This window comes from Margalitia sp. FSL K6-0131 (assembly GCF_038008735.1).
Classification (GTDB): domain Bacteria; phylum Bacillota; class Bacilli; order Bacillales; family Bacillaceae_C; genus Margalitia; species Margalitia shackletonii.
This window is the reverse complement of the sequence record NZ_JBBOZS010000001.1, coordinates 3987411-4002594: the sequence shown is the minus strand read 5'-3', so window position 1 is coordinate 4002594 and position 15184 is coordinate 3987411. Positions and strand designations below refer to the sequence as shown.

General features: G+C 36.6%; 13 protein-coding genes and 2 pseudogenes. 9 read left to right on the top strand and 6 right to left on the bottom strand.

What is annotated here, in order from left to right:
• Positions 1-336 precede the first annotated feature (336 nt).
• The 4 genes from wrbA (at position 337) to NSQ59_RS19630 (ending at position 5047) form a co-directional block, all read left to right on the top strand.
• On the top strand, positions 337-948 hold the full coding sequence (gene wrbA / locus NSQ59_RS19645) for an NAD(P)H:quinone oxidoreductase (RefSeq protein WP_055740954.1): 612 nt from the start codon (positions 337-339) through the stop codon (positions 946-948).
• Positions 949-1143: 195 nt separating this feature from the next.
• A complete protein-coding gene (locus NSQ59_RS19640) occupies positions 1144-2331 on the top strand; it encodes a CaiB/BaiF CoA transferase family protein (protein WP_340832464.1) in 1188 nt (395 codons plus the stop codon).
• Between the two features lie 13 nt (positions 2332-2344).
• A complete protein-coding gene (locus tag NSQ59_RS19635) occupies positions 2345-3538 on the top strand; it encodes an acyl-CoA dehydrogenase family protein (RefSeq protein ID WP_055740952.1) in 1194 nt (397 codons plus the stop codon).
• A gap of 54 nt (positions 3539-3592) precedes the next feature.
• Positions 3593-5047, top strand: coding sequence for an NAD-dependent succinate-semialdehyde dehydrogenase (locus NSQ59_RS19630; RefSeq protein WP_340832463.1), 1455 nt, complete (start codon positions 3593-3595; stop codon positions 5045-5047).
• A 632-nt stretch (positions 5048-5679) separates the two neighbouring features.
• Here NSQ59_RS19630 and NSQ59_RS19625 read toward each other — a convergent pair.
• Entirely contained in the window at positions 5680-6576 is an 897-nt protein-coding gene (locus NSQ59_RS19625; RefSeq protein ID WP_340832462.1) for an RluA family pseudouridine synthase, read from the bottom strand.
• A 109-nt stretch (positions 6577-6685) separates the two neighbouring features.
• Here NSQ59_RS19625 and NSQ59_RS19620 point away from each other — a divergent pair, with 109 nt between their 5' ends.
• Positions 6686-7090, top strand: a complete 405-nt coding sequence (locus NSQ59_RS19620) for a DUF5365 family protein (protein ID WP_340832461.1) — start codon at positions 6686-6688, stop codon at positions 7088-7090.
• 137 nt (positions 7091-7227) lie between these two features.
• Positions 7228-8955, top strand: a complete 1728-nt coding sequence (locus NSQ59_RS19615; protein ID WP_340832460.1) for a phospho-sugar mutase — start codon at positions 7228-7230, stop codon at positions 8953-8955.
• A 53-nt stretch (positions 8956-9008) separates the two neighbouring features.
• Here NSQ59_RS19615 and NSQ59_RS19610 read toward each other — a convergent pair whose 3' ends face one another.
• Entirely contained in the window at positions 9009-9269 is a 261-nt protein-coding gene (locus NSQ59_RS19610) for a YhdB family protein (RefSeq protein ID WP_055740947.1), read from the bottom strand.
• Positions 9270-9819: 550 nt separating this feature from the next.
• On the opposite strand from NSQ59_RS19610, the gene NSQ59_RS19605 reads away from it, so the two are divergent.
• On the top strand, positions 9820-11019 hold the full coding sequence (locus tag NSQ59_RS19605; RefSeq protein ID WP_340832459.1) for an MFS transporter: 1200 nt from the start codon (positions 9820-9822) through the stop codon (positions 11017-11019).
• 79 nt (positions 11020-11098) lie between these two features.
• Here the strand turns inward: NSQ59_RS19605 and NSQ59_RS19600 are convergent, their stop codons facing one another.
• A complete protein-coding gene (locus NSQ59_RS19600) occupies positions 11099-11383 on the bottom strand; it encodes a hypothetical protein (protein WP_055740945.1) in 285 nt (94 codons plus the stop codon).
• 179 nt (positions 11384-11562) lie between these two features.
• Here NSQ59_RS19600 and NSQ59_RS19595 point away from each other — a divergent pair, with 179 nt between their 5' ends.
• Complete coding sequence (locus NSQ59_RS19595; RefSeq protein WP_340832458.1) at positions 11563-12978, top strand: SpoVR family protein; 1416 nt, start codon at positions 11563-11565, stop codon at positions 12976-12978.
• Between the two features lie 172 nt (positions 12979-13150).
• Here NSQ59_RS19595 and NSQ59_RS19590 read toward each other — a convergent pair whose 3' ends face one another.
• Complete coding sequence (locus NSQ59_RS19590; protein ID WP_340832457.1) at positions 13151-13624, bottom strand: divergent PAP2 family protein; 474 nt, start codon at positions 13622-13624, stop codon at positions 13151-13153.
• Between the two features lie 224 nt (positions 13625-13848).
• Here NSQ59_RS19590 and NSQ59_RS19585 point away from each other — a divergent pair.
• Positions 13849-14031, top strand: a pseudogene (locus tag NSQ59_RS19585) (glycosyltransferase); the annotation flags it as partial.
• A 348-nt stretch (positions 14032-14379) separates the two neighbouring features.
• Here the strand turns inward: NSQ59_RS19585 and NSQ59_RS19580 are convergent.
• Entirely contained in the window at positions 14380-14736 is a 357-nt protein-coding gene (locus tag NSQ59_RS19580) for a hypothetical protein (protein WP_340832456.1), read from the bottom strand.
• A 125-nt stretch (positions 14737-14861) separates the two neighbouring features.
• A pseudogene (locus tag NSQ59_RS19575) lies at positions 14862-15173 on the bottom strand (insertion element protein); the annotation flags it as partial.
• Positions 15174-15184: the final 11 nt, after the last annotated feature.

The following is a 15184-nucleotide window of genomic DNA, read 5'->3' as shown; positions in this document are numbered from 1 at the left end:
TCCTGAAAGCTTGGTTTACCAAACGTATCTATTTTAGCTGATTTTTTAACAAGTTAAAAGAAAAAAGTGCGAGGATTAACTTTTAATATTTATTAGTTTTACTCAGGTAGGGGAAAAATACACTTATTAATTTAAGAGAAGCATAAGAGTTGACGTTATATTTTTTGAAGGTTAAAATTATCTCGAATTCAAGATAATTGGATTATCATGTGAATTTAATAAGCGAAACTTTTTCTTAAATTAAATTTACATCAGCAGGCATAATTAATATCCATTAATAAAATATTAATAATGTTGTATGTCTGCTAATAATTTTTTTTATAAAGGAGCTTTCAAATGACAAACGTAAAACTAGCCATTATTTACTATAGTTCTACAGGAACGAACTATCAACTTGCCAAATGGGCAGAGGAAGCAGCAAAAGAAGCTGGCGCTGAAGTAAAAGTATTAAAAGTAGAAGAACTTGCACCAGCTGCTGCAATTGAATCCAATCCTGCTTGGAAAAAACATTATGATGAAACACAAAATGTACCAGTTGCAACAGCAGCAGATATTGAATGGGCAGATGCTATTATTTTCAGCGCTCCAACTCGTTTCGGTAATATTCCTTCCCAAATGAAACAATTTTTAGATACATTAGGCGGATTTTGGGCACAAGGAAAAACAGTAAACAAAGTAGTTAGCGCTATGGCTTCAGCTGGAAATTCTAATGGTGGACAAGAGCAAACGATTCATGCCATTTACACTTCTATGATGCATTGGGGTACGATCATTGTTCCTCCTGGATACACTGATCAATCTATTTATGCAGCCGGTGGAAACCCTTATGGTACAACTGTAACACAAGGTCAAGACGGCAAAATGGTAGAAGACGTTCAAGGCGCTGTTAAACACCAGGCAAAGCGCACTGTTCAAGTGGCTGAATGGGTAAAGGCAGGACTACAATAATATAAGCTTTTCGTATGAAAAACTCGCATCTATTTTAGATGCGGGTTTTTTTTATTAGCTCTTTTTGATCTTAAAAGCTTAGGCATAAATTTATAAATGTTCTCGTAAACATAATATTGCAGGAAACTGTTTTTTCAGGATTTTAAAATAGGTCAAGCTAAGCCTTACTAGAATTTCTTAAAGGAGTGATGCTATTTGGCCGGAGCATTAGCTGGAATAAAAGTTTTGGATTTAACAAGGGTACTGGCAGGGCCGCTTTGTACGATGATATTGGGAGATTTAGGAGCAGAAGTAATAAAAATAGAGGCTCCAGGGGGCAGTGATGACACAAGAGATTGGGGACCTCCCTTTCAAAATGGAGTAAGTGCTTATTATTTATGTGCCAATCGGAATAAAAAAAGCCTTACTGTCAACTTAAAAACTGAAAAAGGGCTGGAAATAATTAAAAGGCTAGTTTTGCAAAGTGATGTAGTGATTCACAATTTTAAAACAGGGACAATGGAACGGCTAGGATTAGGGTATGAGACACTGTCGCAGCTAAACCCTAAACTAGTATTTTGTTCTATTACTGGATTTGGGGAAACAGGTCCTTATAAAAATTTAGCGGGATATGATTATATCATTCAAGCAATGTGTGGATTGATGAGTATTACTGGGTCCAGTGATTCCGGACCGCAAAAAGTAGGAATTGCCATCACAGATATTTTAACGGGCCTTTATGCATTAAGTGGTATTCAAGCCGCACTGCTCGAAAGGCAGAAATCAGGATCAGGCCAAAAGTTGGATATTTCCCTATTTGATTCTGGGATTAGTGCACTTGTGAATATTGCCAGTAATTATTTGATGACGGAAAAACTTCCTAGATTGCTAGGAAATTTGCATGCCAATATCGTACCCTATCAAACCTTTGATACAAAAGACGGAAAAATGGTAATAGCTGTCGGTAATGACAGGCAATTCGATAAGCTTTGCCATATTCTCGGCTTAGATCATCTGTGCAATGATTCTAAATTTATGACAAATGCTAGTAGAGTAGAAAATCAGGAAGCATTAATTCCTATTTTACAAAATAGATTGGTTGAACAACCGACTGATTATTGGTTGCAAAAATGCAATGAAAACAGCATACCATGTGGTCCTATCAATAATTTGAAAATGGTTTTTCAAGACCCTCAAGCTATAGCTAGAGACATGTTAATAAAGTTGAATCATCCGACTGCGGGTGAAGTGAAATTAGTAGGAAGCCCTATAAAATTGTCTAAAACACCGGTTCAGGTTACAGGGCATCCGCCATTACCTGGTGAACATACGAGGGAAATCTTACTATCTCTTGGTTATTCAGAACAAGAAATCACGCATTTGATAGAGGACAAAATTGTTTAGGAGAGTGATAGAAATGAATTTTGATTATACAGAGGAACAGGAATTGCTAAGAAAAACAGTAAGAAGTTTTGTTGATAAAGAAATCCAACCTTTTATCGGGGAATGGGATTCTAAAGGACATTTTGAACCTAGAATTATGGAAAGGTTAGCGGATCTTGGTTTAATGGGAGTTTGTATCCCAGAAAAGTACGGTGGAGCCGGAATGGATTATAATTCGTTAGCCATTGTTTGTGAAGAACTGGAAAGAGGAGACACTGCTTATCGGACTGCAGTTTCTGTACATACTGGTTTGAACAGTATGACACTGCTTCAATGGGGAACAGAGGAGCAAAAGCTGAAATACTTAGTTCCGCAGGCAAGGGGAGAAAAGGTTGGTGCGTTCGGTTTAACAGAGCCGGGTGCCGGGTCAGATGTAGCAGCTATTAATACGACAGCTGTAAAAGATGGTGAATTTTATATTTTAAATGGGCAAAAAACATGGATATCCTTATGTGATGTGGCAGATCATTTTATTGTTTTCGCTTATACGGATAAAAGCAAAAAACATCATGGAATATCCGCTTTTATTGTGGAAAGAACGATGGACGGATTTTCATCAAAAGCTATTAAAGGAAAGCATGGAATACGAGCGGGAAATACGGGTGAAATCTTTTTTGACCATATTAGGGTACCTAAGGAAAATCTATTAGGTCAAGAGGGAGAAGGCTTTAAAATTGCAATGGCAGCCCTTGACAATGGCAGATTTACCGTTGCTGCAGGAGCCTGCGGGCTCATCATGGCATCTTTGGAGGCATCTCTTAAATACTGCCATGAAAGAATGACATTTGGTCGTGAGATAGGGAGACATCAACTTGTTCAGCAGATGATTGCCAATATGGAGGCAGGTTTACAAATTAGCAGGCTTCTCGTATACAGAGCCGGTGAATTGAAGAACCAAGGAAAACGAAATACAAGGGAAACCTCTCTGGCAAAATGGCAATCCTGTGATTTTGCCAATAAGGCAGCAGACGATGCGGTGCAAATTCATGGTGCATACGGATATTCGGATGAATACCCTGTAGCGCGATTCTTAAGGAACTCTAAAGCACCGGTCATTTATGAAGGAACGCGTGAAATTCATACTATCATGCAAGCGGAATATGCACTTGGTTATAGAGTGGATAAACCCCTCAATAAAACACTTCCTTCATGGCCATTTGAGGAGTAATGATTTTGATCAGCATCCATTTTGGGGATTTATAAATAAAGGTGGTAGGTAGAAATGCAATTAGATGGCCAATATGAAAAAAGCATGTATATTAATGGTCTTTGGTGTAATGCAGAAAGCGGAAATCAGGAGCATGTTGTAAATCCTGCAAGCTTGAACAAAATTAAAGCTTTTTCTTACGGAGATGGAGCAGATGCCAAGAAAGCAGTAGAAGCAGCAAAAAAAGCATTTACGGATTGGGCAAATCTCTCTGCCAGAGAGCGCTCCAAATATTTGTATTCTGCTTATACATTAATGATGGAAAAGCAAGAAGAGCTTGCAAGAATTTTAACGACGGAACAGGGGAAGCCGCTTGCTGAGGCAAGAGGAGAAATTGCATCTGCTGCAAGCTACCTGCAATGGTACGCGGAAGAAGGAAATCGTGTGTATGGGGAAATTATTCCTTCATCGAATAAAGGAAAGAGGCTTTTTGTCGTTCCACAGCCAATAGGAGTTGTTGCTGCCATCACACCATGGAATTTTCCATCCTCGATGATTACCAGAAAGCTTGGGCCAGCACTTGCGGCAGGATGTACAGTTGTCTTGAAACCTGCGGAACAAACGCCTCTGTCAGCCATCGAGATTGTGAAGATCTTCGAAGAGGTCGGATTGCCAAAAGGTGTCTTGAATCTAGTAACAGGAGATCCAACCTCGATCGGTCAGGAATTCATGAGCAATCCTGATGTCCGTCTAATTACATTTACCGGATCCACAGAAGTAGGAAAATTGCTCATGAGGGGTAGCGCAGATACTGTGAAAAAACTGTCATTAGAATTGGGCGGTCATGCACCTATCCTTGTGTTTGATGATTCAGATCTTGAACAGGCGGTCAAGATGACCATCATGAGTAAATTTCGAAATTGCGGACAGACATGTATATGTGCCAATCGCATCTATGTGCAGCATTCCATTCAAGAGGAATTTACTGCAAAATTAATGGAACAACTTGAATCAATGAAAATCGGAGAAGGTTTGGATGAACAAGTAAATATTGGTCCATTAATTGATGAAAATGCTTTACTAAAGGTTAAACACCAATATGAAGACGCAATTTCAAAAGGGGCTAGTACAGCATTAGGTGGAAAGGTGTACAAGGAAAAGCTAAATGGGTACTTTTTCGAACCTACCGTTTTAACGAATGTCTCTAATCAAATGAAAGTGATGAATGAAGAAACGTTCGGACCGTTATTACCTATTCAAACCTTTGAAACAGAGGAAGAGGTAATTGAACTAGCGAATCATGACAGATATGGTCTTGCCGCATATTTATTTACAGAAAATCTAAACCGTGCCATTAGAGTAATGGAAAAACTTGAATATGGAATTGTAGGGATAAACGACGTATTCCCTGCAGTAGCAGAAGCCCCATTTGGGGGAATTAAACAGTCCGGTCAGGGTAAAGAAGGCGGTCGCGAGGGAATCATGGAATATTTGGAAATGAAATATGTTTCGATGGGATTGAAGCGGTAAAAATAGAATGGATGTATGGATCTGAAAAAATCGGCGAATTGGCCGATTTTTTTATGAAATTATTAACCCGGGATCTTATGTAAATTTATTATTTTATACATAGGTAAAAAATGCTGAAAGTGGGAGTGTCCTTTATAAAGCATCAAAAGACCAACTGGAGAAAGAATCCGGTTCTGAGTGGTCTTTATAAGGGATCAAAAGACCAATTGGAGGAAGAATCCGTTCCCGAATGGTCTTAATAAGGGATCATAAGACCAATTGGAGGAAGAATCCGTTCCCGAATGGTCTTTATAAGGAATCAAAAGACCAACTGGAGAAAGAATCCGGTTCCGAATGGTCTTTATAAGGAATCAAAAGACCAACTGGAGAAAGAATCCGTTCCCGAATGGTCTTTATAAGGGATCAAAAGACCAATTGGAGGAAGAATCCGGTTCCGAATGGTCTTTATAAAGCATCAAAAGGCCAATTGGAGGAAGAATCCGGTTCCAAATGGTCTTTATAATTCACCAAAAGACCACCTGAAGGAAGAATCAAAGACCAGCTTTTGCTAATAAATAACCTGCCCGAAACGCTCATTATTAGGTAATTTAAAGAAAAATACGTTAAATATTATCGTCATCAATCAATCACTTTTACAAGAATATCGGTGGCTCATCTAGAAACGGTGCAATACATTCCAGTTTTTTCCCGGTAAATGGATGGGTGAAAGTTAATTTCCGAGCATGGAGTGCCTGCCTTTTAAAAATTGGCTTCCCCCCATATAAAACATCGCCTGCGAGTGGATGCCCTATCGAACTTAGATGAACCCTTATTTGGTGGGTTCTTCCGGTATCGAGAGTACACTCAATCATCGATAGATTTTTAGCTGGAAAGGTTTTTACTAATTTATAATGAGTAACCGCGTTTTGGCCGGTTTTGGAGACTCGTCTTCTTGTTGGATGGTGACGGTCACGACCAATAGGTTGATCAATGACCCCGGAACGATTTTTGAGTATGCCTTGTACAAGTGCTAGGTAAGTACGCTTAATGTCTCTTTCATTTAACATCCGATCAAGTATTGCATGGGAAAATGCATGTTTTGCAAATAAAACTGCTCCTGTTGTATCCTTATCAAGCCGGTGAATATGGCGGACACGGCGCTGTTCGCCTTTTTGTTTTAAATGATAAGCTACTGCATTTGCTAATGTATGTGACTGACCGGGTTCATTCGGATGTGTCTCCATTCCAGCGGGTTTATTGACAACAAGAAGATGCTCATCCTCATACAATACGTCTATTTCAATTGCATCTGGAAGAACTCCGTAATCTTCTTCCTGAAACAAGGCAATTTGTAAAAAATCACCTGTTTGAAGAGGCCGTTCCCATCTAGCATTTTCTCCATTCACCCTAACACTTTTTTCCATTCGGAATTGATGAATCATTTTTTTAGGGGCTGCCCAAACCTGCCGAAAAAGTTGATCAACCGTAATCTTATCCCATTTTTCTGGTATTTTTAAATCAAACCAACTATCGCTTTTATCCATTTTCATTTTGAAAGTCCTTTCACATGGTCATAATTACCACGGTATTACTGATTTTTTCTATGGTATTCTTAACATAAATACACGAAAGAGAAGTATTTAAAAGGGTGGGTTACAATTGAAAGTTGTTTTTGCATCAACAAAAGAACAGGAAGATAAAATACAAGAACTAGCTGACTATATGTTTACATTTATTTTTCCTAATTATTATGATGATGATGAAATTGCTAATTTTAAAAAAATTAAAGTGTTGCATACATCTAAGCGTCACTTTGAATATTTTAGTACGTTAAAAGAAGCATATCAAGTTATAACATGCCTTCAAACCATCATCTCAATCTTGGAATATAAATTAAAACATCCGAAAGACACTGAATATGAAGAAATTTTTAATCACAATGTTTCTATTTTAGAAGATTATGATGTATTTTTTCCGTTTTATTATTGTCAATTTAATTCTACTGTTAAATCAAAGCTTTCCATGAGTATATATAGAAAAGCAGCAAATGAACTCTTGATTTAAAATCCGCCACACTAGGAGCGGGTTTTTTTATTTTAAAAACTTTACGATCAATCTCGACATTTTCTTTCATTGAATTAAAAAAATATTTTCATTAGTATAGAAAGTGTCTAGTAAAAACCCTAGAGGGGGATATAAATATGTGGGAAAAATCGTACTTAAAGTGGAAGCAATTTGAAAACTTGGATTCTGAATTGAGTATTCAGTTGCAAGAATTGGAAAAGAATGAAGTTCAATTAGAAGACGCCTTTTATAAAAATTTAGAATTTGGCACCGGAGGAATGCGTGGTGAATTAGGGCCGGGCACCAATCGGATGAATATTTATACGATTCGCAAGGCATCTGAAGGACTTGCACGATTCATAGAAGGCTTTGGAGAGGCAGCAAAGGGACGTGGAGTTGTCATTGCCTATGATTCCCGTCATAAATCTCCGGAGTTCGCCATGGAAGCAGCAAAAACCCTTGCTACACACGGAATTAATACATATGTTTTTGAAGAGCTTCGTCCGACTCCTGAACTGTCTTTTGCTGTCCGATATCTACATGCATTTTCAGGAATAGTGATTACGGCAAGCCATAATCCACCTGAATATAATGGCTATAAGGTGTATGGAGAGGATGGTGCTCAATTGCCGCCAGTAGCAGCGGATGAGGTCATTGCCAAAGTAAATGAGGTCGAAAATGAACTGGAAATAAAGGTTGAAACGGAAGCGGATTTAATATCCAGAGGTTTAATTACCATGATTGGAGATAAATTGGATCAAGCTTATTTAAGGCAATTATTCACTATTAGTGAAAATCCGGAGTTGGCAAAGGAATCAAACATTCGAATTGTGTTTACTCCATTACATGGTACGGCAGAAAAACCGGTGAAAAATGCCCTTCAAGCATTTGGTTATCAAAATGTATTTGTCGTCGCTGAACAAGAGAAGCCAGATCCTGAATTTTCAACGGTTGCCTCACCGAATCCTGAAGAAAAAGCAGCGTTTGAGCTTGCGATTGAATATGGAATAAAACAAGATGCGGATATTTTAATCGCCACTGATCCGGACGCAGATCGTTTAGGTGTTGCTGTGAAGGATAAAAATGGTGAATATGTACTGTTGACCGGAAATCAAACCGGTGCGATTTTATTGCATTATCTTTTATCTCAAAAAGCTGAAAAAGGAACTATCCCCGCAAATGGAAAGGTATTTAAAACCATTGTAACATCTGAAATTGGCAGAAAAATCGCAGAGTCTTATAATATCCCTACAGAAGACGTGTTAACTGGCTTTAAATTTATTGGGGAAAAAATTAAACAATATGAGGCAACTGGTGAGTATAAATTTTTATTTGGATATGAAGAATCCTATGGCTATTTAATTGGTGATTTCGCGCGTGATAAAGATGCTGTTCAAGCGGCAATTTTAGCATGTGAGGCTTGTGCCTATTATCAAAAACAAGGAAAAACTTTGTACGATGCACTGCTTGATATATATGAGCAGTTTGGCTATTACAAAGAGGACCTTCAATCATTGACGTTAAAAGGGAAAGAAGGAGCGGAGAAAATCAAACAGTTATTAGAGCATTTCCGCACAGAGCCTCCTGCCCACATAAATAATATGAAATTAACCATCATCGAGGATTATAAAATAAGTAAAAGAATTAATGATAAGCAAATTATTGAGGAAAATATTAATTTGCCTAAATCGGATGTTTTAAAATTCTATTTGGAGGATGGTTCTTGGATTTGTTTACGTCCTTCAGGAACCGAACCGAAAGTAAAATTCTATTTTAGTGTGTATACTGAAAGTTTAGAGGAAAGTAATGAAAAACTGCAAAGTCTTACAGAAGATTTTATGAAACACATCCATTCTCTCATCTAAATGTAAAAATTTCAAAAAAACGGCTCTCCAATTTGGAAAGCCGTTTTAAACTGTTACCTCATATATAAAAAAGACTCTTCGATAACAGGTTCAGCCTGTTTTCCCACTTCATTGGCATGATCAATGTACCTTAGAAGGGAATATAGATTTCGTTCTATTACGGAATAATCATGAGAAAAATGATAAGCGTGTAATAATCGTTCTATCCGCTTCGAAAGCATATCATCTTTCGTTCTCACCATTAATATGAGCAAATTATCCCATTGCGACCGGTGGGTATAATAAAGCGCACGATCATAATCAACACTGTTCATTTTATCCCCTCCTATTTAGTCCTTTCTAAAAAAGAACCTGCTATCCAACTTACATTAAATGGGGTTACCAACCCATCAAATGAAAGTACCATTTTAGGAGTTGTTTTTAGTGTATGCAAAAAGTTGAATTAGTGACGCAGTAAAAGTTGGGGATATTGGTTTAGAAAAAGGCATAATATAAAAAAGTGTTGAGAATTATGTATTTGAGTCATGAAAAAACCTAAGAGTAACAATGATTCGTGTGTAGGTCACATAAAAAGGAATTTTGGGAACATAAAAATAGACAAGGGTCCTAATCTGAATGAATTAAGTCACGAAAAAACAAAAGTGTAACAATCCTTCGAGTATAGATCACATAAAAAAGTATCTAAGTCTTTTGGTCCAACAAATTCGGGAACAGGTTATTTTAAACTAAATCGAAGAAGAAAAAATATCCTTCATCAAATACCGAATATGTTAAAATAATGAAAAAAGAAGTGAAAGGTGATTAATCCAATGTGATGTTTTTCCTCTAAAAAAGACAAAAGAACAGACTTAAGGAGGAATGGCATTGCGTTCAAAAGCCTTTCGATATTTATGGGTAGGACAGTCCTTTGCAAATGCAGGTGATGTTTTATATATAGTTGCATTAATTGCCGCTATTTATCAAGCAACCGGTTCAGCATTTCAAATGACGTTAGTCCCTTTTGTGATAACCTTTTCAAAATTTATCAGCAGCGTTGTCGCTCCAATACTTTTGGACCGATATACGTTAAAGCATTTATTGGCTACTTCACAAGCATTAAAAACTGTTTTAATGTTTGTTCTGTTCCTAGTCGTTTTAAAAAGTATTTCTTTTATTTGGATCATCTTTTTATTAGCAGCATTGATTGCATTTTTAGATGGATGGGCACTTCCTGCCTCTAATGCACTTGTTCCATCCATCGTAAAAAGAGAAGAATTAATGAAAACAAATGGATTTTTATCGACATTGGAACAATCGATACAATTTACTGGTTGGGCTGCTGGAGGAATAGTAACTGCAGTGATTCAGCCAACGGGAACTTTATTGATGACCGGAATATTTTATTTGGTAAGTACTATTTTCATGTATAGTATCCCTTTTTATCATGAAAAACATGTACAGAAGACAAGTGAGCGTAAGTTTTCAACCTATGCTGCACAACTTTCAGAAGGCTGGAAGGAAATATGGAAAAATAAAACACTCAGGCAAATTCAATGGATTAGCTGGATAGAAACGATTGCAGGTGTTGTATGGATAGCAGCCATTATGTACCTATTTGTTGACAAACAGCTGCATGCCAGTGAGGAATGGTGGGGATTTATTAACAGTGCTTTTATCGCAGGGCTTTTTATAGCGAGCGTAGTTTTGTTAAAGTTTCATGCCTTTTACCGCACACATCAAAGCAAAATTTTAGTCATATGTGGTTTCGGTACTGCCTGTGCTACCCTTGCATTTGGCATAAACGAAATTCCTATTTTAGCGCTTGTTCTATCCTTGCTATTTGGTGTGTTTGACCAGCAGAAAGCAGTGATATTACAGACCTTGGTTCAAACAAAAACTAATACGGATCGGTTGCCGAAAGTATATGCCACCCAGGGTGCTATTGCTGCTTTTTCATTTGGAATAGCATCATTGCTTTCAGGTACTGTCGTAGAGCTTGTTGGTGTGCGAAATATTTATATTATCGCTTCGATTCTTCTTTTTATAAGCATCGTACCGATTTATTTGTTAAGAAAGAATTTATAAAAAATAGCGAACTGATTGGCCGGAAACCAATCAGTTCGCTATTTTTTGTTTAGTTTTAGATTTTTACCTTACATCAACACTAAGGTTTAACAGAGCCTTTTATATAAGCCGAAAAATAAATAATCCCCGATGCGAAAAATAATGCCATATTAATCACCATCCAACTAAGCGAGACATCAATGGAAAGATTCATGCGCTTCGCACCAAAAAAATAAACAACTTCTGAAATAACGGCAATCAAAAAAGCAATTCCGAATGGAAGAAATTTTTTCGAACTGTTCTCATTAAATAATTTTATGGAATATCGGCAGCCGATGATAGTTCCAATGATAAGTATGATAAAAACAGCGATTAACAACCACATTTAAATCAACCTCCTTCTTAATAGTAGCATAAAAAATGTACAGATACTGTTAATAAAAAAGTAAATTGCATTACATTTGAAAAGGATTAAAAACAAAATGTACTACATGATTTTCCGCTTTTTCTCATACATTGTTGTATGAGTATGAAATATAACATGTGGAAAAGGGGGAGACGCGGTTGAATATTGAAGAGAAAAAGGACTTGGAGAAAGCGATATCGGAAATAACAGAGATTGCAAGTGGATTTGGTCTTGATTTCTATCCAATGCGCTATGAAATTTGTCCAGCAGATATTATCTACACATTTGGTGCTTATGGTATGCCGACACGCTTTTCCCATTGGAGTTTTGGTAAGCAGTTTTTCAAAATGAAGCTGCATTATGATCTGGGCCTCAGCAAAATTTACGAACTTGTCATTAATTCGGATCCATGCTATGCCTTTTTGCTTGATTCCAACTCATTAATTCAAAATAAACTGATTGTTGCCCATGTTCTCGCGCATTGTGATTTCTTTAAAAATAATGTTCGTTTTCAAAATACAAAACGAGATATGGTCGAAAGCATGGCTGCTACGGCTGAAAGAATTCGTGCTTATGAAATTAAATACGGAAAGAGGGAAGTAGAAAAGTTTATCGACGCGGTTTTATCGATTGAAGAACATATTGACCCTTCTTTAATGAGACCAAAACTTGCTTGGAGTATGGATGATGAGGATGAATGGGAGGAAGAGGAGCATAAAACTGTTACCCCATATGATGATTTATGGTCGATAGATGATCGCAATAAAAAACCAGTGGAGAAAAAGCAAAAAAAGAAATTTCCACCCCAACCAGAAAAGGATATTATGCTATTCATAGAACAGTATAGCCGTGAATTAACCGATTGGCAGCGGGATATTATGACGATGATCAGGGAGGAAATGCTGTATTTTTGGCCACAGCTGGAAACGAAAATCATGAACGAAGGCTGGGCATCCTACTGGCATCAACGGATTCTCCGTGAGATGGACTTGACAAGTGATGAATCAATAGAATTTGCAAAATTAAACGCAGGAGTGGTGGTTCCTTCAAAAACAGGAATCAATCCATATTACCTCGGAGTAAAAATATTTGAGGATATTGAAGAACGCTGGAATAATCCGACGGAGGAAATGATAAAACGGGGTGAAAAACCAAATTCCGGGCGGGAAAAGATGTTTGAAGTACGGGAGATAGAGTCCGATATATCTTTTTTAAGGAATTATTTAACAAAAGATCTAGTAATGAGAGAAGATATGTATTTATTCCAAAAGCAGGGTCGTGATTACAAGATTGTCGATAAAGAATGGAAACAGGTGCGGGATCAGCTTGTCGGCATGAGAGTAAATGGCGGATTTCCTTATATTACTGTTAATGACGGAGATTATATGAAAAACGGAGAACTTTACTTAAAGCATTGGTATGAGGGAATTGAATTGGATTTGAAGTACCTGGAAAAAGTATTGCCGTATTTACATCAGCTCTGGGGAAGACCTGTCCATTTAGAGTCAATGGTGGAGGGCAAGGAAATGTTGTTTACTTATGATGGGGGAAGTGTACAAAGAAAATATTTATAAATAATCTGGATTGCTGGATTTATTCAGCGATCTTTTTTTGCTTCGAGAATGAATATCGCTAAACCCTCACTATATTTCCTTTACCTCGCAAGGGAGAATGGATGACCATCTCCTTTCTCGGAGAATTATCCTTCCCTAGAAGAGAAAATAACCTAATCCATCTTGGATTAGGTCATTTCAATGGATAGAAATAATACGTTAACACTCCTACTAATATCCCTGTTACGGCTCCAAAAAACACTTCAATTGGTTTATGTCCTAACAGTTCTTTTAATTTCTCTCTGTACTCTGCTTTTTTTAAATTAGGATTTTTTAAAGTATCAATTAGTCTATTAAAATCAACTAATAATTTATTCAGAACTTCAGCATGAAAACCAGCATGTCTTCGAACCCCAGTAGCATCGTGCATTACGATTAGGGATACGACAAGAGCGATTGCAAATTCATTTGAATAAATACCAGAAGTTAATCCAATTGCAGTAGTCAAGGCGATAATGGTAGATGTATGAGAACTGGGCATTCCACCAGTACTGAACATTAATTTCCACTTCAATTCCTTTGTTGTTAATAAGTGAATGGGGATTTTTACAAATTGTGCAATTAGCATACCCAGAAGAGCAGCTAAGATGGGATAAGATAAAAACATTTTTCCTCCTAGTGTTTAAGAAAATATCGTATTCAAGGACTTATTGGTGATGGTTTTCCTTATGAAAAAAGATTCATAAACCTGATAAATCCTATATTTATAAAGTAGCAGTGTAGTACTAAGAATCCCTTATCGTTTCATTAAAGTTTCATTAAAAAGAGTTATTTCAAAATAATTAGTGCTAATATTTATGAAGCGAATTTCAGAATTAAACCGATAATTGGAAGTATAGGGAAATTAATTTATTTCTTCGGAATGTTATTCCGCTTATAAAATTTCCATCCACTAAAGTTTATTATGATACCAAAGAGAGGATTACTAGAATATCGAAATATCCTTTGAAAAAAATGCTTCTCTTTGCTTTTGATGGAATCACATCTTTTAGCGTTGCCCCGATGAGAACTGTCATTTAAATGATTATTTATTATAAAAGTGTGGCCTGATGGCATAAATAAGTTTTTTTAACAATTTCAGTGTCAAAGAAGTGAATTATGGTATCTCAGCGGAACACGCAATTTTTTGGATTACATTCAGTAATAATGAAAAACAAGGGAGACGCTACTAACGGGTTCCGTTTTGGGAGAGAAAATTGCTAATAGCAATATAAATTATATGCTTATTAGCATAGAGTTTGACGAGAAATTAGCAATATAAATAGCAAACAAAAAAGGCTCAGAATTTACTCTGGGCGTTTTTGGATGTAGAATTAACTATCTTCATTCAAATAAAGTCAAAGAGGGGCTTGTTACTTCTATCTACTTTATTTTGATGATGTCTAACCATTTGGTAGAAGAAAGCAAATCAATTGTGTGATTTTCTTTTGTGTATGAAACAGAAGTCCCTTCTCTTTCACCTTTTTTCCAACCATTTGCTTTAAGAGCAATTTCATAATCAAATGGTATTCCATTTTCTTCAGAAGCCCTCGACCAATCATAACTTTTTGATTTGTTACTTTCTTGAACTAATTCTGCTTTTTTAGGAATTGGGAAACCGTATAAATCTTCTGACGGCTCATAAAGTGACAATGCAGTGAAATAGTAACCAATACCAACTCCTATTAAAAGTACCATTATTGCAATTGTCCATCCAACTTTTTTCTTTATTACACTCACACCCTTTAATTTTTTTGTACTTCTTAGTAAGTTTAAAAAGTGCAATTTTTCTTAATTCTATAATAATTTTAACATAAATTTTCCATTTGCCTTTAAATAAAATTAGTTCGCTAATATCCAGAGAACTATCTTAGGTAAAGAATATCTTTTAAAGTAAATTGTTTTTCTACTAATCCTAATCGCTGAGCAGGAGTACGCTCTTCTCCGTCAAGGTCTTTAGTCGCTTCACAGAAGTTATAAAAGGTGCGAAGGATGGTCAGAGCATATTGTGCATACTTAGGATTGAAGTTGGCATAGATGTAGTTCTTCCCATCGCCTCTTGCCGTCACAAGCGGTCTTTCTAAAATGGACAGTCTTCTGCGGATTTGTTGCATAAAATTATTAGTCGCATAGTCGCTAACATTTAAAACGAGGTTTGCGATTTCCTCTGGTTCCAATGTTAATTTAA